We start from the raw sequence: 20,364 nt of genomic DNA, 5'->3' as shown, positions 1-20,364 counted from the left end.
TCAGGATGCAGCCAGGATGTCGACCACGAAGTACAGCGTGTCGGTGCCCTTGATGCCGGCGCCCGAGTTGCCTTCCTTGCCGTAGCCGTCGTTCGGCGGGATCGCCAGGATGATCCGGCTGCCGACCGTGACGCCCACGAGGGTCTTGTCCCAGCCGGAGATCACGGCGCCGGTGCCGATCGCGAACGAGGCGGGCTGGCCCTTGCTGTAGCTCTCGTCGAACGGCGCCTTGGCGCCGTAGACCTGGCCGAGGTAGTTGACCGTGATCGTCTGGCCCTTCTTGACCACGTCGCCGTCGCCCACGATCAGCGGGGCGGACTTCAGCTTGCCGTCCGGCTTGGGCGTCGCCTTGAAGTCGAGCCCGGTGATGGCGTCGCCGTCCTGGACCAGGCCGGGCGCCCACGACGGGGCGGGCTTCTCGTCGCCCTGCGGGCCGTCGAGGACCGTGGTCTTGCTGATCAGGTCGACGATGATCAGCACGGAGTCCTTGTTACCGATGCCGAGCTGCGGGTTGCCGGACGCACCGAACGCGTTCTCCGCCGAGGAGGTGACAGCCACGCGCGAGCCGACCGTCTGGCCCTCGAGCGCGTCCTTGAAGACGGGGCTGAGGTCGTCGCTCACCGTGACGGACTGCGGCTGGCCCTCGTCGTAGGTGCTGTAGGCCTTCTTCTCGGTGTAGCCGTTGCCGATCCAGATGTGGGCGGAGACCTGGTCGCCGGAAGCGACCTCCTCGCCGTCACCCTTGGTCAGCACGGTGGTCTCGATGTCGCCGGCCTCCATCTTGCCGTCCCAGGTGACCTCGGGCTCCTTGCCGGGATCACCCGTGACCGTGACGCCGTCGAGTGCGCCTGCGGAGGCGGAGGACGACGAGCCGCCGTCGGAGGAGTCGCCGCTGTCGGAGCCGCAGGCGGCCAGGGTGGTGGCCAGCACGAGCGGCAGCAGCAGGACGGGCAAGCGTCGGAGACGTCGAGACACAGGGTTCACCTTCACAGCTTCGGGTGTGTTTCAGGGAGCCCGCACACACTAACGGGCAACCCTGAGCGCAGCCTGATCGGCGTTCACATGCCGTCGATGAGGCGCTGCACCCGCTCGTCGTACGCCCGGAACGGGTCCTTGCACAGCACCGTGCGCTGCGCCTGGTCGTTGAGCTTGAGGTGCACCCAGTCGACGGTGAAGTCGCGACGGCGCTCCTGGGCCTTGCGGATGAACTCGCCGCGCAAGCGGGCGCGGGTGGTCTGCGGCGGGACCGACTTGGCCTCGAAGATCTTGAGGTCCGTGGTCACCCGGGCGACCATGCCGCGCTTCTCGAGCAGGTAGTAGAGGCCGCGGCCGCGGTGGATGTCGTGGTAGGCGAGGTCGAGCTGGGCGATCCGCGGGTGGCCGAGGGGCAGGCCGTGCTTGGCGCGGTATTGCTCGATCAGCTTCCACTTGATGACCCAGTCGATCTCGCGGTCCACCAAGCCGAGGTCGTCGGACTCGACGGCCTTGAGGCCGCGCTCCCACAGGTCGAGCGCCTGCTCGATCACCGGGGTGCTGATCTCGCGGCGGTCGACGAAGTCGCGGGCCTTCTGGAGGTACTCCTGCTGGATGTCGAGCGCACTCGCCTCGCGCCCGTTGGCCAGCCGGATCTTGCGGCGGCCGGTGACGTCGTGGGAGATCTCGCGGATCGCGCGGATCGGGTTCTCCATCGTGAGGTCGCGCATGATCACGCCCTCCTCGATCATGCGCAGGACCAGGTCGCAGCTGGCGACCTTGAGCATCGTCGTGGTCTCGCTCATGTTGGAGTCGCCGACGATCACGTGCAGGCGTCGGTACTTCTCGGCGTCGGCGTGCGGCTCGTCGCGGGTGTTGATGATCGGCCGCGACCTCGTCGTGGCACTGGAGACTCCCTCCCAGATGTGCTCCGCGCGCTGGCTGACGCTGTAGCTCGCGCCGCGCGGGGTCTGGGTGATCTTGCCGGCCCCGACGATGATCTGGCGGGTCACCAGAAACGGGATCAGCACGTCGGCGAGGCGGGAGAACTCCCCGGCTCGCCCGACGAGGTAGTTCTCGTGGCAGCCGTAGGAGTTGCCGGCGGAGTCGGTGTTGTTCTTGAAGAGGTAGATCTCGCCGGCGATGCCCTCGTCGTGCAGCCTCTGCTCGGCGTCGAGGAGCAGCCCTTCGAGGACCCGCTCCCCCGCCTTGTCGTGGGTGACCAGCTCGACGACGTCGTCGCACTCCGGCGTGGCGTACTCCGGGTGGCTGCCGACGTCGAGGTAGAGCCGGGCGCCGTTGCGCAGGAACACGTTGCTGCTGCGGCCCCAGCTGACGACCTTGCGGAACAGGTAACGCGCGACCTCGTCGGGGCTGAGGCGGCGCTGACCCTTGAACGTGCACGTCACGCCGTACTCGTTCTCGATGCCGAAGATCCGCCGGTCCACAGGCTCAGCCTAGGCGGCCATCGGTGAAACCGGCCGCGAACCGCCGGTGCCCTGGTGCCTCGGACGCTGCGGTTTGGGACCAAACCGCGAGAAGTCGACGCAGGATCATGAGGTCATCGCCCAATCGATGACGCCGTTGGTCCGCCGCCACCGGTTCATCACCCGCTGGCGTCCCCGCTCGGAGTACAGCGAGTTGTCGACGCGCCGACGCCACGCCGCCAGCCGCCGCGGCAGGTGCGGTCGCCCCAGTGCTCGGTCGATCTCGTGCATGACCACTGCCGGATGGTTGAGCAGGTCGTCGAGCACGAACCCCCGCCGGACGTACGAGGTCCCGGCCAGCGCCCGCTCCCGTCGCAGATCCTTCCGGTGCTGGTCCTTGTCGCGGTGGTAGGCCCCGTCGTACTCGTGCAGGAACGTCGTGCCCCGGACCACCAGGTCGGCGCGACCGATCGAGGTGCCCCGGTCGTCGAACAGCTCGACCTGAGGCTGCACCGGGACGTCGATCGCCTCGTGGAAGAGACGCAGCACCGACTCGCCGGCCGACTCGCAGCGGTCCGTGGACAGGTGGTACGCCGCCCGCAGCACCCGGACACCCGGTCGTCTGCTGGCCAGCAGCGCGTCCATCCGCCCCCGATCGAGATCACCCCTCTCGAGCGCCGAGTCGATCATGATCACCAGGTCGAGGACGCCGAGGTCCCGTGCGGCGCGGAGCAGGATCTCCTCCGGAGCATCGACGGGCAGGCCGTGTCGCTTCCCGGTCGGTGCCCTGTCGGTCAGCAGTCGCGAACAGATCAGCCCGTGCCGCCGCGGCCGCTCGTCGCGCTGGTCGACCGCGGCGAAGACCGGGACCTGCTCCGGGACCTGTGGGAGCCGCCAGCCCATGAGCCGGGCGCCGGTCAGATGGGTGAAGACGGCGGAATCAGGCAGCACGAGCAGATAGGCACGCAGCTCGCGCAGAAGCTCCTCGTCCTCGCTGAGGTCGTCGCGGAGCACCAGGAACAGCCCGTGGCTGACGCGTCGGTGCCCCGCCAGCCTGACCTCGCCGCGGATCGGTGTGTCCTTGTCGTCCATGACGTGGACCCTGCGCCTGGCGCCCCCGATCGAAACGGCGGCACGGTGCGCCTGTGGACAACCGCCCGCGCAGGTCGATGCCCGCGGTTTGGTCCCAAACCGCAAGCAATCTGGCTGCGAACATGCGGTTTGGGACCAAACCGCAACAGACGGCGGCCGGCGACAGGAGTCAGCTCACGGGCGGTGCGACCGGCGGGTCGCCGCCGGCTGCCTCATCCCCGGACAGCGACGGAGTGGAGGAGGAGGCTTCCGGCTCGGGTGCGTGGACGGCGGGCCCGCGCTCGCCGAGCAGCTCCTCGAGCCGGGCGGGGCGGATCCGGCTGAACTTCCGCGGCTGGGTGCGGGTGCGGTCGAGGACCGCGACCTCCAGGTCCTCGACAGGGATGACCCGGTCCTCGGCGTCGCCCTTCTCGTTCGAGGTGTGCCCGAGCGCGGCCACCGCGAGCGCGACGGCGTCGGCGAGCGAGGAGCCCTCGACGTAGCGCTCCTCGAGGTACCCACCCACGACGTCCGCCGCGCCACCCATGACGGCGTAGCCGTGCTGGTCGGCGACCTGGCCGTCGTACGTCAGCCGGTAGAGCTGGTCGTCCGCGGCGGCGTCGCCGATCTCGGCGACGAAGAGCTCGACCTCGTAGGGCTTCTCGCCGCCGCTGGAGAAGATCGTGCCCAGGGTCTGGGCGTACGCGTTGGCGAGCGCCCGGCCGGTGACGTCGCGCCGGTCGTAGGCGTAGCCGCGCATGTCGGCGAGCCGGACGCCGGCGATGCGGAGGTTCTCGAACTCGTTGTAGCGGCCCACCGCGGCGAACGCGATCCGGTCGTAGATCTCGGAGACCTTGTGCAGCGCCTGGGAGGGGTTCTCCGAGACGAACAGGATGCCGTCGGCGTACTGCACGGCCACGACGGAGCGGCCCCGGGCGATGCCCTTGCGCGCGAAGTCCGCCCGGTCCTTCATCAGTTGCTCGGGCGAGACGTAGAACGGCATGCTCATCGCGCGCCACCTCCGTTCAGCGGTGCGGCCGGCCCGTCGGGTCGGGTCATCCGGCCGGCGATGACCCGGTCGGCGATCGCCGCGACCTCGTCGTCGGGCATCCGGTGGCCGCCTTCGGCGGTCATCACCTGGACGACGGGGAAGATCCGGCGGGTGATGTCGGGACCCCCGGTCGCGGAGTCGTCGTCGGCGGCGTCGTACAGCGCCTCGATCAGCGCCTCGACGGTCTGGACGTCGGTCAGGTCCTCGCGGTAGAGCTTCTTCAGCGCCCCGCGGGCGAACAGCGACCCGGAGCCGACCGAGTGGAAGGCGGTCTCCTCGTAGCGGCCGCCGGTGACGTCGTAGCTGAAGATCCGGCCCTGCGCGGCGTCGATGTCGAAGCCGGCGAAGAGGGGGACGACGGCGAGGCCCTGCATGGCCATGCCGAGGTTGGAGCGAATCAGCGCGGCCAGCCGGTTCGCCTTGCCGTCCATCGAAAGCGTGCTGCCCTCGATCTTCTCGTAGTGCTCGAGCTCGGTCTGGAAGAGCCGCACCATCTCGACGGCGAGCCCGGCCGACCCGGCGATACCGACGGCGGAGAACTCGTCGGCCGGGAAGACCTTCTGGATGTCGCGCTGGGCGATGATGTTGCCCATCGTGGCCCGGCGGTCGCCGGCCATGACGACACCGCCGGGGAAGGTGGCGGCCACGATCGTGGTGCCGTGCGGCGCGAGGTCGCCGGCGTGGCCCTGGGGCACGGCGCGGCGCGAGGGCAGCAGGTCGGGGGCCTGGGCGGCGAGGAAGTCGCTGAACGACGACATGCCCGGCTGCAGGAACGCAGCCGGGAGGCGGGGGTCGGTCACTGGCCGCCCTTCTGGATGAACGACTTCACGAAGTCCTCGGCGTTGGTCTCGAGCACATCGTCGATCTCGCCCAGCAGGTCGTCGACATCGCTGTCGAGGGCCTCCTTGCGCTCGGCGACATCCGTCTCCGGGGCGGTCTCGACTGACTCCTCGCTCTCCGAGGACTTCCGCGGTTGCTTCTGCTCCTGTGCCATGACTCGACCCTATCCAGTCATCGGGTGAGAGCGGTGAACAACGCCTCTGCCGTCTCACTGCGGTCGAGCAGCTCACCGACGTGCGCCTTGCTCCCCCGGAGCGGATCGATGGTCGGGACGCGCTGGAGCGACTCGCGCCCGGGCAGGTCGAAGATCACCGAGTCCCACGACGCGGCGGCCACGTGCTCGGCGTACTTCTCCAGGCAGCGGCCCCGGAAGTAGGCCCGGGTGTCCTCCGGCGGGTCGTGCATCGCCGCCTCGATCGAGGCGTCGTCGAGCAGGCGCTCGATCCGGCCCCCGGCGACCAGGCGGTGGTAGAGGCCCTTCTCGGGGCGGATGTCGGAGTACTGCAGGTCGATCAGCTGGAGCTTGGCGTCGTCCCACTCGAGACCGTCGCGCTGACGGTACTGCTCGAGCAGTTGGAGCTTGGCGACCCAGTCGAGCTCCTGGGCGCAGAGCATCGGGTCGCGCTCGAGGCGGTCGAGGACCGACTCCCACCGTGCGAGCACGTCGACGGTCTGGGCGTCCGCGTCCGCGCCGTACCGGTCCTCGACGAACTTCTTGGCCAGGTCCAGGTACTCCAGCTGCAGCTGGATCCCGGTCAGCTTCCGACCGTCGGTGAGAGTCACGGTCTGGCGCAGCGTCGGGTCGTGGGAGATGGCACGCAGGCCGGCGACCGGTCCGTCGACGGTCAGGTCGACGGTGATGAAGCGGTCCTCGATCATCGCGAGCACCAGGGCCGCGGTGCCGACCTTCAGGTACGTCGAGATCTCGGCCAGGTTGGCGTCGCCGATGATGACGTGCAGGCGCCGGTACTTCTCCGGGTCCGCGTGCGGCTCGTCGCGGGTGTTGATGATCGGCCGCTTGAGCGTCGTCTCGAGGCCGACCTCCACCTCGAAGAAGTCCGCGCGCTGGCTGATCTGGAAGCCGTGCTCGCGGCCGTCCTGGCCCAGTCCGACCCGGCCGGCTCCGCAGATCACCTGGCGGCTCACGAAGAACGGGGTGAGGTGCTTGACGATGTCGCCGAACGGCGTGGACCGGCGCATCAGGTAGTTCTCGTGCGCCCCGTACGACGCGCCCTTGTTGTCGGTGTTGTTCTTGTAGAGCGTGATCGGCGCGCCGCCGGGCAGCAGGCCGGCCCGGCGCTGCGCGTCGAGCATCACCTGCTCCCCCGCCTTGTCCCACGTCACGATGTCGAGCGGCGTGGTGACCTCGGGGGTGGAGTACTCCGGGTGGGCGTGATCGACGTACAGGCGCGCGCCGTTCGTGAGGATCACGTTGGCCAGGCCGAGGTCCTCGTCGGTCAGCTGGCTCGGGTCGGCAACCTGGCGCGACATGTCGAACCCGCGCGCGTCGCGCAACGGGGACTCCTCCTCGAAGTCCCAGCGCGCCCGGCGCGCCTTCACGGTCGCCGACGCGTAGGCGTTGACGACCTGTGACGAGGCGACCATGGGATTGGCCAACGGCTGTCCCTGGACCGAGATGCCGTACTCCACCTCGGTCCCCATGACCCGTCGCACGCTCATGACTCGAGCGTACGCGAGCCCGGCAGGTCCTAACCTCGGTCCATGGCCTTCTGGACCGATCGCGTCGTACCCCGCATCACCGACCGGGCTCTCTCGTCGCCGGACGTGATGGAGCTGCGCAGCGTCGCCTGCGACGGCCTGACCGGCCGGGTGCTCGAGATCGGCTTCGGGAGCGGGCTCAACGTCGGCTGCTACCCCGACGGCGTCACCCGGCTGGACGCGGTGGAGCCCTCCGAGGTCGGTTGGTCCCTCTCGGCCCGGCGCCGCGCCGGCTCCCGGGTGCCCGTCGAGCGCACCGGCCTGGACGGCCAACGGCTGAGCGCGGCCGACGGTCAGTACGACGCCGTGCTGTCCACCTTCACGCTCTGCACGATCCCCGACGTCGGGCGGGCGCTGAGCGAGGTACGACGGGTCCTCGCGCCCGGCGGGACGTTCCACTTCCTCGAGCACGGCCGGGCTCCCGACACCGGTGTCGAGCGGTGGCAGCGCCGGCTCGACCCGGTGCAGCGTCGCGTGTGCGGCGGCTGCCACCTCAGCCGGGACATCCCGGCACTGGTCGCCGCCGCGGGTCTGGAGGTCACCGACCTCACCGCGGCGTACCTCCCCGGGCCGGGCGTCGCGCGCCCCTGGGCGCACGGGTTCGTCGGCCGCGCCGTCCACCCGGCGTAGGTTCCTCCCCATGGCCGAGAGCACCCCTGACGACAACTCCGGGCGGGCGATCGCCGCGGCCGAGGGGCTCGGCCTCGCCCACACGGTGACCCGGCACGGGCCGGTCCGATCGCTGGAGGAGGCCGCAGCCGCCCGCGGCGTCGAGCCGCGTCAGGTCGTCAAGACGATGGTGGTGCGGGTCAGCGACGGCGACCACCGCCTCGTGCTGGTGCCCGGCGACCGGGAGATCGCCTGGCCCAAGCTCCGCGCGCTGCTCGGCGTCAACCGGATCTCGATGCCGAGCGCCGAGGCGGCCTACGCCGTGACCGGCTACGTGCGCGGCACCATCACCCCGCTGGGCAGCACCACTGCGCTGCCGGTGATCGCCGACGCGTCCATCGCAGGCCCGATCAGCCTGGGCGGTGGCGCGCACGGCGTCGCGCTCACCGTCGACGCCGCCGACCTGCTGCGCGCGCTCGACGCGACGGTCGCGGACGTGACCTGACCGGCAGCCAGCGCTGCTGCGGCTACAGGTACTGCCCCGTGTTGGAGACCGTGTCGATGGAGCGTCCCGGCTCGGTGCCCTGCTTGCCGGTGATGAGCGTGCGGATGAAGACGATCCGCTCGCCCTTCTTGCCGGAGATGCGGGCCCAGTCGTCCGGGTTGGTGGTGTTCGGGAGGTCCTCGTTCTCCTTGAACTCGTCCACGCACGCCTGGAGGAGGTGCGAGACCCGCAGGCCGCGCTGGTCCTGCTCGAGGAAGTCCTTGATGGCCATCTTCTTCGCGCGGTCGACGATGTTCTGGATCATCGCACCGGAGTTGAAGTCCTTGAAGTACAAGACCTCCTTGTCGCCGTTCGCGTAGGTCACCTCGAGGAACCGGTTCTCCTCGGTCTCGGTGTACATCCGCTCGACGGTGGCCCGGATCATGCCGGTGACGCAGGCGTCGCGGTCGTTGCCGAACTCCGCCAGGTCGTCCGCGTGCAAGGGCAGGCTCGTGGTGAGGTACTTGCTGAAGATGTCGCGTGCCGACTCGGCGTCGGGGCGCTCGATCTTGATCTTCACGTCGAGCCGGCCGGGCCGCAGGATCGCGGGGTCGATCATGTCCTCGCGGTTGGAGGCACCGATGACCAGGACGTTCTCCAGCAGCTCGACACCGTCGATCTCGCTGAGCAGCTGCGGGACGATGGTGTTCTCGACGTCGGAGGAGACCCCGGATCCGCGGGTGCGGAACAGGGAGTCCATCTCGTCGAAGAACACGATGACCGGCGTCCCCTCGCTGGCCTTCTCCCGGGCGCGCTGGAAGACCAGCCGGATGTGCCGCTCGGTCTCGCCGACGTACTTGTTGAGCAGCTCCGGGCCCTTGATGTTGAGGAAGTACGACTTCCCCTCCTGGCCGGTCTTGGCCGCGACCTTCTTGGCCAGCGAGTTGGCGACCGCCTTGGCGATCAGCGTCTTGCCGCAGCCGGGAGGGCCGTAGAGCAGCACGCCCTTGGGCGGCTTCAGCTCGTGCTCGATGAACAGCTCGGGGTGGAGATAAGGCAGCTCGACGGCGTCGCGGATCGTCTCGATCTGGCCGAACAGGCCGCCGATGTCGCTGTAGTCGATGTCGGGGACCTCTTCGAGGACCAGCTCCTCGACCTCGGACTTCGGCACCTTCTCGTAGACGTAGCCGGCGCGGGAGTCGAGCAGGAGCGAGTCGCCCGCCCGGATCGTGAGGTTGCGCAGCGGCTCGGCCAGGCGTACGACGCGCTCCTCGTCGGCGTTGGCGATCACCAGGGCGCGTTCGCCGTCGGCGAGCAGCTCCTTGAACATGACGACCTCACCGACCTGCTCGTACTCGAGCGCGGCGACGACGTTGAGCGCCTCGTTGAGCATCACCTCCTGGCCACGGAACAGGTGGTCGAGGTCGACGCTCGGGCTGACGTTCACCCGGAGCTTGCGGCCGCCGGTGAAGACGTCGATGGAGTCGTCCTCGTTGCGGGCGAGGAAGGTGCCGAAGCCGGCCGGCGGCTGGGCGAGCCGGTCGACCTCCTCCTTGAGCTTCATGATCTGGTCGCGGGCCTCGCGCAGGGTCTGCGCGAGCCGCTCGTTCTGCGAGGTCAGGCCGGCCAGCGAGCGCTGGGCGTCGGCCAGGCGCAGCTCGAGGCCGCGGGACGAGGTCGGGCTCTCGGTCAACCGGCGCCGGAGGTCGGAGACCTCGGACTCCAGGAGTCGTACCTGGCTCGCCAGCTCCTCAGGGCTGCGCCCCCCCGTGCTGGAAACGCCCTCCGATGTCGACATCAGCGCCACCTCCTCGTGCGTTTGACCCTACCCGCGGGTGCCTCGAACGGAAGGGCTCATTTCGCAGTGTTGGTCACGATTTGGGCGCGGGCGGGTCGCGGCACGGCATGCGGTTTGGTCACAAACCGCAACCGAGCAGCCCCGAAACCTGCGGTTTGGTCCCAAACCGCAGAGTTCAGTCGGTCAGGTCGTCGACCGCGATCTGCTCGACGGCGGCGGGCGACCGGGGGCCGGTGTAGTCGGACCCGTAGGCGCCGGGAGCGGGTCGGCGCTTCTTCATCGGTGCCTTCTCGCCTGGGGCCATCCGTCGCGCGGTGACGAGGAAGGCGGTGTGGCCGATCATCTTGTGCCCGGGACGTACGGCGAGGCCTTCGACGTGCCAGTCGCGCACCAGCGACTCCCACGCCTGCGGCTCCGTGAAGCCGCCGTGCACCCGGACGGTCTCGACGAAGCGGGAGAGCTGGGTCGTGGTCGCGACGTACGCGCAGACGATGCCGCCGGGCCAGAGGGCGTCGGCCGCGGCGTCGAGGCACTCCCAGGGCGCGAGCATGTCGAGGATGATCCGGTCGGCACGGTCGCCGGACGCCGGCAGCGCCTCGGCCAGGTCGCCGACGGTGAGCTCCCAGGCCGGGTGGGTCTCGCCCTCCGGGCCGCCGAAGAACTGCGCGACGTTGCGGCGGGCGACGTCGGCGAACTCCTCGCGGCGCTCGTACGACGACACTCGTCCGAACGGTCCGACGGCCCGCAGCAAGGAGCAGGTCAACGCTCCCGAGCCGACGCCGGCCTCGACGACGTGGGCACCAGGGAAGATGTCGGCGAAGGCGACGATCTGGGCCGCGTCCTTCGGATAGACGACCGCTGCGCCGCGGGGCATCGAGACGACGAACTCCGAGAGCAGCGGGCGGAAGACCAGGTACTCACCGCCCGACGAGGACACGATCGTGAAGCCCTCCTCGCGGCCGATCAGGTCGTCGTGCGACATGCCGCCACGGTTGGTGTGGAAGGTCTTCCCGGGCTCCAGGCAGATGTTGTGCCGGCGGCCCTTGCCGTCCAGGAGTCGCACCCACTCCCCTGCGCGCAGCGGCCCGCGATGGACGCCGGACCAGGCCGCGGGGGTGACGTCGGGGGCAACATCGGGACTCTCGGACACGGCCCGCACCCTAGTGCGCGGACCCGCGGAACGCCCTATCGACGTCGGCGGTCGCGAGCACCCCGAAGACGGTGCCGTCCGGCTCGACGAGGAGGTACTCGTCCGCCGGCGTACGGCTGATCGCCATCACCAGCTCCTCACCCCGGATGTCGGCGGGCAGACGGAGGCCGCTCTCGAGCGTCCGCGACACGGCCGACACCGGCACCCAGGGGCGCCGCTCCTCGGGCGTCGCCTGCAGTGCGGCCTCGCTGACGATGCCGACCGGTACGCCGGTCCCGGTCACCGTGACGAGACTCCCGGCTCCGGACTCCTGGGCCCGGCGGATCGCCTCGCCGAGCGGCAGGTCGTCCGGGACGGTGAGCGTACGGCGGGCCAGCTCCCGCGCAACGAGCTGCGGGAACCTGCTCCGCAGCCGGGCGGACGACATCGCGGCGGTGGCGCCCGACCACAGGAAGGCGGCGATCACGAAGGCCAGGACGACGTCGAGGATCTCCGGCGACGTACCGAACAGCGGCTCCTGGAGGGCCGGCCACAGCAGCACCGCGACCGCCGTGACACGACCGCCCCAACCGGCGACGATCGTGCCCCGGTGCACGCTGCCCGTGAGCTGCCAGACCGCCGACTTGAGGACCCGACCACCGTCGAGCGGCAGCCCGGGGATGAGATTCAGGCCACCGACGAGGAGGTTGGCACCGGCGAGGCCCTCGACCGCCATGAGGAGCAGCCCGTCCGGCGTGAACGGTCGTAGGCCCAGCGCGACCGCGCCGACCGCGATGGAGGTCAGGGGGCCGACGACCGCAATGAAGAACTCCTGCCGCGGCTTGCGGGCCTCGCCCTCGATCGCCGTCATGCCACCGAGGAAGTGCAGCGTGATCGAGGTGACCGGGAAGCCGTAGCGGCGCGCCATGATCGCGTGCGACGCCTCGTGGAGCAGCACCGAGAGGTAGAGGATCACGGCGAACGCCACGCCGGCGACGTACTTCAGCGGGCCGAGCCCCGGCTGGGCGACCTCGACGACCGGCGCCATGATCACGGCGATCAGTCCGGCGACCAGGAACCACGACGACGAGACGAGAACGTCGCTCCCGGCGATCGTGCCGACCTTGAACGTGCCCGGTGGTCGAGACCGGGGCGGCGAGTCGGGCACGTGTCGAGGCTATCCGACGCTGCGCGAGGGAGCTGTGGGAGTGTCCGCGGGCCCCTCTAGGGTGAGGTGCATGAGCGTGGGGCAGGAGTCACCGGCCGCCCGGGTCTCGACGCCGGTCGACGGTGTCGAGGTGCTGGGCGCGTTGTCCCCCAGCAGGGCAGGCGACTTCTTGAGCTGCCCGTTGCTGTACCGCTTCCGCACGATCGACCATCTGCCGGAGCCACCCTCGCCCGACGCCGTGCGCGGCACGGTCGTCCACAAGGTCCTCGAGGACCTCTTCGACCTGCCGGCGGCCCAGCGCACGCCCGAGCGCGCCCAGACGCTCCTGGAGCCGGCCTGGGAGCAGCTCGCCGAGCAGGAGCCGGCACTGCTCGAGATGTTCGCCGGCGCCGAGCCCGACGCACCCGGCCCGGATGCGGCGGCCTGGCTCGCGTCGTGCCGGTCGGTGCTGGAGCGGTACTTCACCCTCGAGGAACCCAGCCGTCTCGAGCCCGCCGAACGCGAGCTGTACGTCGAGACGGTCCTCGACTCGCGGCTCCTGCTGCGTGGGTTCGTCGACCGCATCGACGTCGCCCCCGACGGCGCCATCCGCGTCGTCGACTACAAGACCGGGCGTTCGCCGGGTGAGATGTTCGAGGCGAAGGCCCTGTTCCAGATGAAGTTCTACGCCCTGGTCATCTGGCGCACCCGCGGAGTCGTCCCGGCGATGCTGCAGCTCGTCTACCTCGGCAACGGCGAGATGCTCCGCTACGTCCCCGACGAGCGCGACCTGCTCGCGACCGAGCGCAAGGTCGAGGCGATCTGGCGCGCCATCCGGGCCGCGGAGGAGTCCGGCGACTGGCGACCCAGCCCGGGTCGTCTCTGCGACTGGTGTGCGCACCAGGCGGTCTGCCCGGCCTGGGGAGGCACTCCCCCGCCGCTGCCTGTCCCGGACGCCGTGCCTGACCGCTGAGGCGCTCGCTGGGCGTGCGGTTTGGTCACCAACCGCAGATCTGGAGCCCTCTGCGTTGCGGTTTGGGACCAAACCGCGACCTCCGGGGCGCCCGGGTCAGAGGTTGCGCTCGGCCCAGAGGGCGGCCTGGGTGCGGTCGGCGACACCGATCCGAGCGAAGGCTGACGTCAGGTGTGCCTTGACGGTTCGCTCGCTGATGTCGAGCCGGCGCGCGATCTGCTTGTTCGCGAGGCCTTCGCGGACCAGGCCGAGGACCTCGGACTCCCGACTGGTCAGCTGGACCTGGCTCGACCCGGCCCGGACGCCGAGCAGGGCCCGGGCGGCCTTGGGGTGGATCGGTGACTCTCCGCGGCTGACCGCCCGGATCCCCTGGAGCACGTCCTCGGGGTCGGCGTCCTTGAGCAGGTAGCCCACGGCGCCGGCGTCGAGCGCGGCCACGATCCGTTCGCCGTCGGAGAAGGACGTCAGCACGAGCACGTCGACGCCGAGGTTCTCGGCCATCATCATCCGGGTGGCGGCCACGCCGTCGACCTCGGGCATCTGCAGGTCCATGAGCACGACGTCGGGTCGGATCTCACGGACGACCGTGAGCGCTTCGGCTCCGTTGGCGGCCGTTCCCACCACCGTGATGTCGGGGGTGCCGGCGAGCAGCTGCGCCAGGCCGGCCCTGATGACGGCATGGTCGTCCACGAGGACGACGCGGATCGGGGTGTTGCTCATCGGGCATCAACTTCCATTCGCACGGTCGTGCCCTCACCCGGAGAGGATCGCACCTCGAGGGTGCCACCGCTGTCGGCGACCAGGCTGCGGAGGCCCCGCAGCCCGTAGCGGTCGGGGTCGCGTGCGCCGGCCGGGTCGAACCCGGTGCCGTCGTCGACGACCTCGAGGGTGATGCCGTCGCCGTTGCCGCGCACCGTGACCGCGATGGTCGATGCGCCCGAGTGACGGATCGCGTTCCGGACCGCCTCCTGGGCGACCCGCCACACGAGCGCGGCATCCTGGTTCGAGACCGTCTCGGTTCCCTCGACGCTGACCGAGGCCTGGATTCCCGCCGCGGCCGCGGGGGCGATCAGGTCGGCGAGCGCGGACGCGAGCCCCTCAGCGTGCAGGTCGGGTGGGTGGATCTCGGCGAGCAGCGAGCGCAGCGAGGTCAGACCCGAGCGCAGGGAGGTACCCGCAGCCGTGAGCGTGTCCCGAGCGTCGGGGGGCGTCTCCGGGTTGCGGGCGACCGCGCTGACCGAGAACGCTGTCCCCGCGAGGTCCTGGACGACGCCATCGTGCAGGTCGCGAGCGATGCGTCGACGCTCGGCGTCGGAGGCGTCCATGGCGGAGCGCAGCAGCCGCTCCCGGTCCTTGCCGGCCCGGGTGAGCTCGCGCGCCAGGCCCACGAGCAGGAGTGTCGCCAGGAGGATCAGCAGGACCAGCGGGCCCAGCGTGATCCACCGGAAGGAGCCGTAGATCTCGGAGCTGCGCTGGGAGATGTCATCGACGTTGTAGTAGGTCTCGAACAGCAGCGGCTTGCGCCCGGCGTACTCCATGGGCGTGTAGATCTGGATCTGGGACTCCGTGACGGAGGCGCCACTCTGCGGATCTCGCGACGACGCGCCCTCGGGTCGCTGGTTCTCGGGCCGGTCCGGGTCGACGACCTTCGACCCGACGCCGCCCGCCCGGAGAACGCGGCGCTGGTCGGCGTCGAGCTCGAACTTCTGGCCGATCAGGGCGGGGTCGCTGGAGTAGACGAGGACGCCGTCCTCCGTCCAGATGTTGATCTGGCGCACGAGCTTGAGGTCGATCAGACGTTGCTTGATCTCTCGGTCGAGCTGGTCGAGCGCAACGAAGTACCGGGCATTCTGGCGCGAGGTCAGTCGGGCCAGGCCCGGAGGCACCAACGGACCGACCGCGGCCTTCGCGAGGATCTCGGTGCTGCTGCTCGCCTCGGCGATCGCCTCGTCGCTGGCGGCGCTGTCGGCGCGTTCGTTCGTGCCGACGATGAGCGCGGCGACCGCGACGATGGCCACGATCAGGAACAACGCGACCGGACTCTTGAGCAATCGCACCGACGGACCCTCCCTGGAGCTGGGCTCAGGATAGGGCTCAGTAGTCGACGCTGGTGCGGCAGACCTCTCCGGTCTGCTGGTTCTCGGCGCGGAACACGACGGTGTCGGTGCCGAGGAAGTTGATCATCGTGCGGCTGATCCGGAAGGAGAGGTCGACGTCCTCACGACCGCGGGCCCGGCCCTCGTCGGACACACCGCCGTTGTGCTTGAGCTTCCAGGTCCACACGTCGTTGTCGTCGCTGAAAACGGTGCCGGTCACCTGGAGTCGGGAGTCGTTGCCATCTGCCATCGACACCTTGAGCTTGGCGAACGAGTCGCTCGCCCGGTCACAGCCGTCGCGGTCCTTCTCGACGTCCGATGCGTTCCCGCCATCACTCCACGCCGCACTGGGCACGGCGAAGAGGGCCGCTGCACTCAGCACGAGGCTGAGCACGATGGCGGGACCGCGTCGGACAGACATGTGACAACTGCTTCCTGATTCATCCAGGTGGAACTGCTCCCCCGAGATGTCTTCATCCTGTACGACGCGGAGTGCACGCCGCCATTGTCCGGTGGTACTAGTACCGCTGCGCCCACACCGCGGCGAGGTCGAGCCCGGCGAGCGAGTCGGCAAACACCCGCCGGTCGGTCGGCAGGACGGGGACGTGGTTCTCGACCACCAGGACCAGGCAGCCGGCGGCCTCGGCCGACCGGGCGCCGGTGTTGGAGTCCTCGATCGCGAGGCAGTCCTCCGCACGCAGGCCGAGCGCTGCCGCCGCGGTGAGGTACGGCTCGGGGTGCGGCTTGCCCTGGCTGACCCGGTCGCCGGTGACGACGACCCGGAACGTCTCGGGCGGCAGCTGGGCGAGGATCGGGGCCACCAAGCGCTCCCACGACATGGTGACCAGCGCGTTCGGGATCGCCGCGGCCCGGACGGCCCCGATCATGTCGACCGCCCCCGGACGCCACGGGACGGCGGCCTCGACACGGCGCACGACCCCGTCGAGGAGCTCGTCGACGATCTCCTCCGGCGTCCGGTCGATGCCCATGTGCTCGCGGATGTAGCGGCCCGAGTGGAGCAGGTCGTTGCCGACCAGGTTCAGCGCGTGCGCCTGGCTCCAGGTGCCGCCGTACCGCTCGGCGAGCTCGTACTCCGTCTGGATCCAGTACGGCTCGGTGTCGACGAGCGTTCCGTCCATGTCCCACAGGACCGCCGCGGGGAGCTCCTGGTGGAGATCAGTCATCGGGGTCGTAGCCGAGGTTCGGCGAGAGCCACCGCTCCGCCTCGGCGAGCGTCCACCCCTTGCGCTCGGCGTAGTCGGCGACCTGGTCGCGCGCGAGCCGGCCCACCACGAAGTACTGGGAGGCCGGGTGGGAGAAGTACCAGCCGGACACCGCGGCGCCGGGCCACATCGCCATGCTCTCCGTGAGCTCGATCCCGGTCGCCGCCTCGACGTCGAGGAGCTCCCACAGGGTCCGCTTCTCGGTGTGCTCCGGACAGGCCGGGTAGCCGGGGGCCGGGCGGATGCCGGCGTACTTCTCCGCGATCAGGTCCTCGTTGGAGAGCTGCTCGTCGGACACGTGGCCCCAGAACTCGGTGCGGACCCGCTGGTGCAGCCGCTCGGCAAAGGCCTCGGCGAGCCGGTCGGCGAGCGCCTCCAGCAGGATCGCGGAGTAGTCGTCGTTCGCCTCCTTGAACGCCCGGATCCGGTCCTGGGAGCCGAGCCCTGCGGTCACCGCGAAGGCGCCGACGTGGTCGGGCAGGCCGGTCTCCCGGGGTGCGACGAAGTCGCCCAGGGAACGGTTGGGCACGCCCTCGCGGTGCTGGCCCTGCTGCCGCAGGTTGCGCAGCGTGGCGAGGACCTCGGAGCGCGAGTCGTCGGCGTACACCTCGATGTCGTCACCGACCGCGCTAGCCGGGAAGAACCCGAACACGGCGTTGGCGGTCAGCCACTCCTCCGCGATCACCCGGTCGAGCATCGCCTGTGCGTCGTCGTACAGCGCGCGGGCGGTCTCGCCCGTGGTCGGGCTGTTGAGGATGTCGGGGAACTTCCCCTTCATCTCCCAGGCGTTGAAGAACGGCTGCCAGTCGATGTACTCCCGCAGCTCGGCCAGGTCGTAGCCGGTGAGCACGTGCCGACCCGGCTGCTGCGGTGCGGGCGGCTGGTAGTCGCTCCAGTCGATCGGGGTGCGGTTCGCGCGTGCCTGCTCGAGGGTGACCATGGGCCGGTCGTGCTTGGCGGCGTGCCGCTCACGCAGCGAGTCGTAGTCGGCCTGGACGTCGGCGAGGAGCCGGGGGCGCTGGGCGTCGCTCAGCAGGGCGGCCAGGGTGGGCACCGACCGGGAGGCGTCCTTGACCCAGACGACCGGACCGTCGTACTTGCCGTCGACCTTGACCGCCGTGTGGGCGCGCGACGTCGTCGCGCCACCCACCAGCAGCGGGATCGAGAACCCCTGCCGCTTCATCTCGGTGGCGACGTTGACCATCTCGTCCAGCGACGGCGTGATCAGGCCGGAGAGCCCGATCGCATCCGCGCCGATCTCGGCCGCGGTGTCCAGGATCTTCTGGGCCGGCACCATGACCCCGAGGTCGACGACCTCGTAGTTGTTGCACTGCAGGACCACGCCGACGATGTTCTTGCCGATGTCGTGGACATCGCCCTTGACGGTGGCCATCACGATCGTGCCGTTGGTGTCCTTGGCGGTCGCGTACTCCGGGTTGTCGAGCTTCTCCTGCTCGATGAACGGGATCAGGTAGCCGACGGCCTTCTTCATCACCCGGGCCGACTTCACGACCTGCGGGAGGAACATCTTGCCGGCCCCGAACAGGTCGCCGACGACGTTCATGCCGTCCATCAGCGGGCCTTCGATGACCTCGATCGGCCGGCCGCCGCGATCGGCGATCTCCTGGCGCAGCTCCTCGGTGTCGGCCTCGACGAACCCGTCGATCCCCTTCACCAGTGCGTGCGTGATCCGCTCGCCGACCGGGAGTGCGCGCCACTCCTCGGCGGTGGCTTCGACGACCTCGCCGGCCTTGTTGTGCGCCTCGGCGATCTCGAGCAGGCGCTCGGCAGCGTCAGGACGACGGTTGAGGACGACGTCCTCGATCCGCTCCCGCAGCTCGGGCTCGACCTCCGTGTAGGGGATCAGCGCGCCCGCGTTGACGATTCCCATGTCCAGGCCCGCCTCGATCGCGTGGTAGAGGAAGACCGCGTGGATCGCCTCGCGCACCGGGTTGTTGCCGCGGAACGAGAAGCTCACATTGGAGATGCCACCGCTGACCTTGGCTCCGGGCAGGTGCTGCTTGATCCAGCGCGTGGCCTCGATGAAGTCCTTGCCGTACGAGGCGTGCTCCTCGATGCCGGTCGCGACGGCGAAGACGTTCGGGTCGAAGATGATGTCCTCGGCCGGGAAGCCGACCTCGTCGACCAGGATCCGGTAGGCCCGCTCGCAGATGGCCTTGCGGCGCTCGAGGTTGTCGGCCTGGCCGTCCTCGTCGAAGGCCATCACGACCGCGGCCGCGCCGTACTTGCGGCACAGACGGGCCTGCTCGCGGAACTTGTCCTCGCCCTCCTTCATGGAGATCGAGTTGACGATCGGCTTGCCCTGGACACATCGCAGGCCGGCCTCGATCACCTCCCACTTGGAGGAGTCGATCATCAGGGGGACGCGGCTGATGTCGGGTTCGCTGGCGATCAGCTTGAGGAACTTGTCCATCGCGGCGACGCCGTCGATCATGCCCTCGTCCATGTTGACGTCGATGACCTGCGCGCCGTTCTCGACCTGCTGCGCGGCGACGGTGAGGGCGGTGTCGTAGTCGCCGGCCTTGATCAGGTTGCGGAACTTCGCGGAGCCGGTGATGTTGGTGCGTTCGCCGACGTTGACGAAGAGGCTGTCCTCGGTGATGGCGAACGGCTCGAGGCCCGACAGGCGCATCGCGGGCGCGACCTCGACCGGGGTACGTCGATCCTTGCCGTCGACCGCGGCCGCGATGGCGGCGATGTGGGCGGGCGTGGTGCCGCAACAGCCGCCGACGAGGTTCACGAGCCCGCTGGCGGCGAACTCGCCGATGATCGCCGACGTCTCCTCGGGCGCCTCGTCGTACTCACCGAACGCGTTGGGCAGCCCCGCATTGGGGTAGCAGGAGACGAACGTGTCGGCGAGGCGCGAGAGCTCGGCGATGTAGGGCCGCATCTCCTTCGCGCCGAGGGCGCAGTTGAGGCCGACCGCGAGCGGCTTCACGTGGCGGACGGAGTCCCAGAAGGCCTCGGTCACCTGGCCCGACAGGGTGCGGCCGGAGGCATCGGTGATGGTGCCGGAGATGATCACCGGCCAGCGCCGTCCGCTCTCCTCGAACAGCGTCTCGACGGCGAAGATCGCGGCCTTCGCGTTGAGGGTGTCGAAGATCGTCTCGACCATCAGCAGGTCGGCGCCACCGTCCACGAGGCCGCGGGCGGCCTCGTGGTACGCCGCGACCAGCTGGTCGTAGGTCACGTTGCGGGCGGCCGGGTCGTTGACGTCGGGCGAGATCGACGCGGTGCGGGTCGTCGGTCCGAGCGCGCCGGCGACGTACCGCGGTCGCTCCGGGGTGGCCACCGCGTCGGCCTCGCGCCGGGCCAGCCGGGCGGACTCCAGGTTGAGCTCGTAGGCGAACTCCTCGAGGCCGTAGTCGGCGAGCGAGACGGCGTTGGCGTTGAACGTGTTGGTCTCGATGATGTCGGCGCCGGCCTCGAGGTACTCGCGGTGGATGGCGGCGATGATCTCGGGCTGGGTGAGCGTGAGCAGGTCGTTGTTGCCGACCAGGTCGCTCGACCAGTCGGCGAAGCGCTCGCCGCGGTAGCCGGCCTCGTCGGGCCGGTCCCGCTGGATCGCGGTGCCCATCGCGCCGTCGATCACCATGATCCGCTCCCGCAACACGCGAGTGAGCTCCTCGGTGGCGTCCGGCCTCAGCTCGGGCGACGGGGACTGCGACGACGACACCGTGACTCCTTCCAGGCCACCAGAGGTGGCCGCACACCCAAGAGTAGGGACGGCGTCCACGTGCTGGACGGCATTCCCAGATCGTGACATTGCGCGGTCCGTCGTACGAAATCGTCGCGCCGCCCGCG

Annotated in this window: 18 protein-coding genes; 3 read left to right on the top strand and 15 right to left on the bottom strand. The window is 70.0% G+C overall.

Annotation, left to right across the window (positions count from 1 at the left end; genetic code table 11):
* The 7 genes from PD653B2_RS03340 to dop all read right to left on the bottom strand — a co-directional run bounded on the left by PD653B2_RS03340 (position 1) and on the right by dop (position 7,041).
* Positions 1-975 carry an FKBP-type peptidyl-prolyl cis-trans isomerase gene (locus tag PD653B2_RS03340; protein ID WP_133058889.1) on the bottom strand — a complete coding sequence of 325 codons (975 nt, stop codon included), beginning with the start codon at positions 973-975 and terminating at the stop codon, positions 1-3.
* A gap of 83 nt (positions 976-1,058) precedes the next feature.
* Complete coding sequence (gene pafA, locus PD653B2_RS03335) at positions 1,059-2,420, bottom strand: Pup--protein ligase (protein ID WP_085870906.1); 1,362 nt, start codon at positions 2,418-2,420, stop codon at positions 1,059-1,061.
* Between the two features lie 105 nt (positions 2,421-2,525).
* Entirely contained in the window at positions 2,526-3,491 is a 966-nt protein-coding gene (locus PD653B2_RS03330; protein ID WP_085870905.1) for a hypothetical protein, read from the bottom strand.
* A 169-nt stretch (positions 3,492-3,660) separates the two neighbouring features.
* Entirely contained in the window at positions 3,661-4,479 is an 819-nt protein-coding gene (gene prcA / locus PD653B2_RS03325; RefSeq protein ID WP_085870904.1) for a proteasome subunit alpha, read from the bottom strand.
* Positions 4,476-5,279: a proteasome subunit beta gene (prcB, locus tag PD653B2_RS03320; protein WP_165763314.1), complete on the bottom strand. Its 804-nt coding sequence runs from the start codon at positions 5,277-5,279 to the stop codon at positions 4,476-4,478. The genes prcA and prcB overlap by 4 nt, the downstream gene beginning before the upstream one ends.
* A gap of 38 nt (positions 5,280-5,317) precedes the next feature.
* Positions 5,318-5,515 (bottom strand): ubiquitin-like protein Pup, encoded by a 198-nt coding sequence (locus PD653B2_RS03315; RefSeq protein WP_085870902.1) that lies wholly within the window; start codon positions 5,513-5,515, stop codon positions 5,318-5,320.
* Positions 5,516-5,532: 17 nt separating this feature from the next.
* Positions 5,533-7,041 carry a depupylase/deamidase Dop gene (gene dop, locus PD653B2_RS03310; RefSeq protein WP_085870901.1) on the bottom strand — a complete coding sequence of 503 codons (1,509 nt, stop codon included), beginning with the start codon at positions 7,039-7,041 and terminating at the stop codon, positions 5,533-5,535.
* A gap of 42 nt (positions 7,042-7,083) precedes the next feature.
* Between dop and PD653B2_RS03305 the strand changes: the two genes are divergently transcribed.
* Both PD653B2_RS03305 and PD653B2_RS03300 read left to right on the top strand, forming a co-directional pair.
* Positions 7,084-7,710: a class I SAM-dependent methyltransferase gene (locus PD653B2_RS03305; protein ID WP_085870900.1), complete on the top strand. Its 627-nt coding sequence runs from the start codon at positions 7,084-7,086 to the stop codon at positions 7,708-7,710.
* 10 nt (positions 7,711-7,720) lie between these two features.
* On the top strand, positions 7,721-8,194 hold the full coding sequence (locus PD653B2_RS03300) for an aminoacyl-tRNA deacylase (protein ID WP_085870899.1): 474 nt from the start codon (positions 7,721-7,723) through the stop codon (positions 8,192-8,194).
* 22 nt (positions 8,195-8,216) lie between these two features.
* Here the strand turns inward: PD653B2_RS03300 and arc are convergent, their stop codons facing one another.
* From arc to PD653B2_RS03285, 3 genes are all read right to left on the bottom strand, one after another.
* Positions 8,217-9,971 carry a proteasome ATPase gene (gene arc, locus PD653B2_RS03295; RefSeq protein WP_085870987.1) on the bottom strand — a complete coding sequence of 585 codons (1,755 nt, stop codon included), beginning with the start codon at positions 9,969-9,971 and terminating at the stop codon, positions 8,217-8,219.
* A 175-nt stretch (positions 9,972-10,146) separates the two neighbouring features.
* The gene (locus PD653B2_RS03290; RefSeq protein WP_085870986.1) at positions 10,147-11,121 is read right to left on the bottom strand and encodes a tRNA (adenine-N1)-methyltransferase; all 975 of its coding nucleotides are present in this window, start codon (positions 11,119-11,121) and stop codon (positions 10,147-10,149) included.
* A gap of 10 nt (positions 11,122-11,131) precedes the next feature.
* Positions 11,132-12,268: a site-2 protease family protein gene (locus PD653B2_RS03285; protein WP_085870898.1), complete on the bottom strand. Its 1,137-nt coding sequence runs from the start codon at positions 12,266-12,268 to the stop codon at positions 11,132-11,134.
* A gap of 70 nt (positions 12,269-12,338) precedes the next feature.
* Between PD653B2_RS03285 and PD653B2_RS03280 the strand changes: the two genes are divergently transcribed.
* Complete coding sequence (locus PD653B2_RS03280) at positions 12,339-13,220, top strand: RecB family exonuclease (protein WP_085870897.1); 882 nt, start codon at positions 12,339-12,341, stop codon at positions 13,218-13,220.
* Positions 13,221-13,316: 96 nt separating this feature from the next.
* On the opposite strand, the gene PD653B2_RS03275 is transcribed toward PD653B2_RS03280, so the two are convergent.
* The 5 genes from PD653B2_RS03275 to metH form a co-directional block, all read right to left on the bottom strand.
* A complete protein-coding gene (locus tag PD653B2_RS03275; protein WP_085870896.1) occupies positions 13,317-13,940 on the bottom strand; it encodes a response regulator in 624 nt (207 codons plus the stop codon).
* Positions 13,937-15,277: a sensor histidine kinase gene (locus PD653B2_RS03270; protein WP_133058888.1), complete on the bottom strand. Its 1,341-nt coding sequence runs from the start codon at positions 15,275-15,277 to the stop codon at positions 13,937-13,939. The genes PD653B2_RS03275 and PD653B2_RS03270 overlap by 4 nt, the downstream gene beginning before the upstream one ends.
* 37 nt (positions 15,278-15,314) lie before the next feature.
* Positions 15,315-15,737: a hypothetical protein gene (locus tag PD653B2_RS03265; protein ID WP_085870894.1), complete on the bottom strand. Its 423-nt coding sequence runs from the start codon at positions 15,735-15,737 to the stop codon at positions 15,315-15,317.
* Between the two features lie 97 nt (positions 15,738-15,834).
* Positions 15,835-16,500: an HAD family hydrolase gene (locus PD653B2_RS03260; RefSeq protein ID WP_085870893.1), complete on the bottom strand. Its 666-nt coding sequence runs from the start codon at positions 16,498-16,500 to the stop codon at positions 15,835-15,837.
* Positions 16,493-20,206 carry a methionine synthase gene (metH, locus tag PD653B2_RS03255; RefSeq protein WP_345775740.1) on the bottom strand — a complete coding sequence of 1,238 codons (3,714 nt, stop codon included), beginning with the start codon at positions 20,204-20,206 and terminating at the stop codon, positions 16,493-16,495. The genes PD653B2_RS03260 and metH overlap by 8 nt, the downstream gene beginning before the upstream one ends.
* Between the last annotated feature and the right edge of the window lie 158 nt (positions 20,207-20,364).

The sequence above is a fragment of the Nocardioides sp. PD653-B2 genome (assembly GCF_002117935.1).
Lineage (GTDB): Bacteria > Actinomycetota > Actinomycetes > Propionibacteriales > Nocardioidaceae > Nocardioides.
This window is presented reverse-complemented; position numbering and strand designations above follow the sequence as displayed.

Excerpts from the sequence above, each read along its gene's own strand:
- prcA (WP_085870904.1), bottom strand. The coding sequence starts at position 4,479 with ATGAGCATGCCGTTCTACGTCTCGCCCGAGCAACTGATGAAGGACCGG.
- PD653B2_RS03305 (WP_085870900.1), top strand. The coding sequence starts at position 7,084 with ATGGCCTTCTGGACCGATCGCGTCGTACCCCGCATCACCGACCGGGCT.
- PD653B2_RS03330 (WP_085870905.1), bottom strand. The coding sequence starts at position 3,491 with ATGGACGACAAGGACACACCGATCCGCGGCGAGGTCAGGCTGGCGGGG.
- PD653B2_RS03275 (WP_085870896.1), bottom strand. The coding sequence starts at position 13,940 with ATGAGCAACACCCCGATCCGCGTCGTCCTCGTGGACGACCATGCCGTC.
- arc (WP_085870987.1), bottom strand. The coding sequence starts at position 9,971 with ATGTCGACATCGGAGGGCGTTTCCAGCACGGGGGGGCGCAGCCCTGAG.
- PD653B2_RS03315 (WP_085870902.1), bottom strand. The coding sequence starts at position 5,515 with ATGGCACAGGAGCAGAAGCAACCGCGGAAGTCCTCGGAGAGCGAGGAG.
- prcB (WP_165763314.1), bottom strand. The coding sequence starts at position 5,279 with ATGTCGTCGTTCAGCGACTTCCTCGCCGCCCAGGCCCCCGACCTGCTG.
- PD653B2_RS03265 (WP_085870894.1), bottom strand. The coding sequence starts at position 15,737 with ATGTCTGTCCGACGCGGTCCCGCCATCGTGCTCAGCCTCGTGCTGAGT.
- PD653B2_RS03280 (WP_085870897.1), top strand. The coding sequence starts at position 12,339 with ATGAGCGTGGGGCAGGAGTCACCGGCCGCCCGGGTCTCGACGCCGGTC.
- PD653B2_RS03300 (WP_085870899.1), top strand. The coding sequence starts at position 7,721 with ATGGCCGAGAGCACCCCTGACGACAACTCCGGGCGGGCGATCGCCGCG.
- PD653B2_RS03260 (WP_085870893.1), bottom strand. The coding sequence starts at position 16,500 with ATGACTGATCTCCACCAGGAGCTCCCCGCGGCGGTCCTGTGGGACATG.
- dop (WP_085870901.1), bottom strand. The coding sequence starts at position 7,041 with ATGAGCGTGCGACGGGTCATGGGGACCGAGGTGGAGTACGGCATCTCG.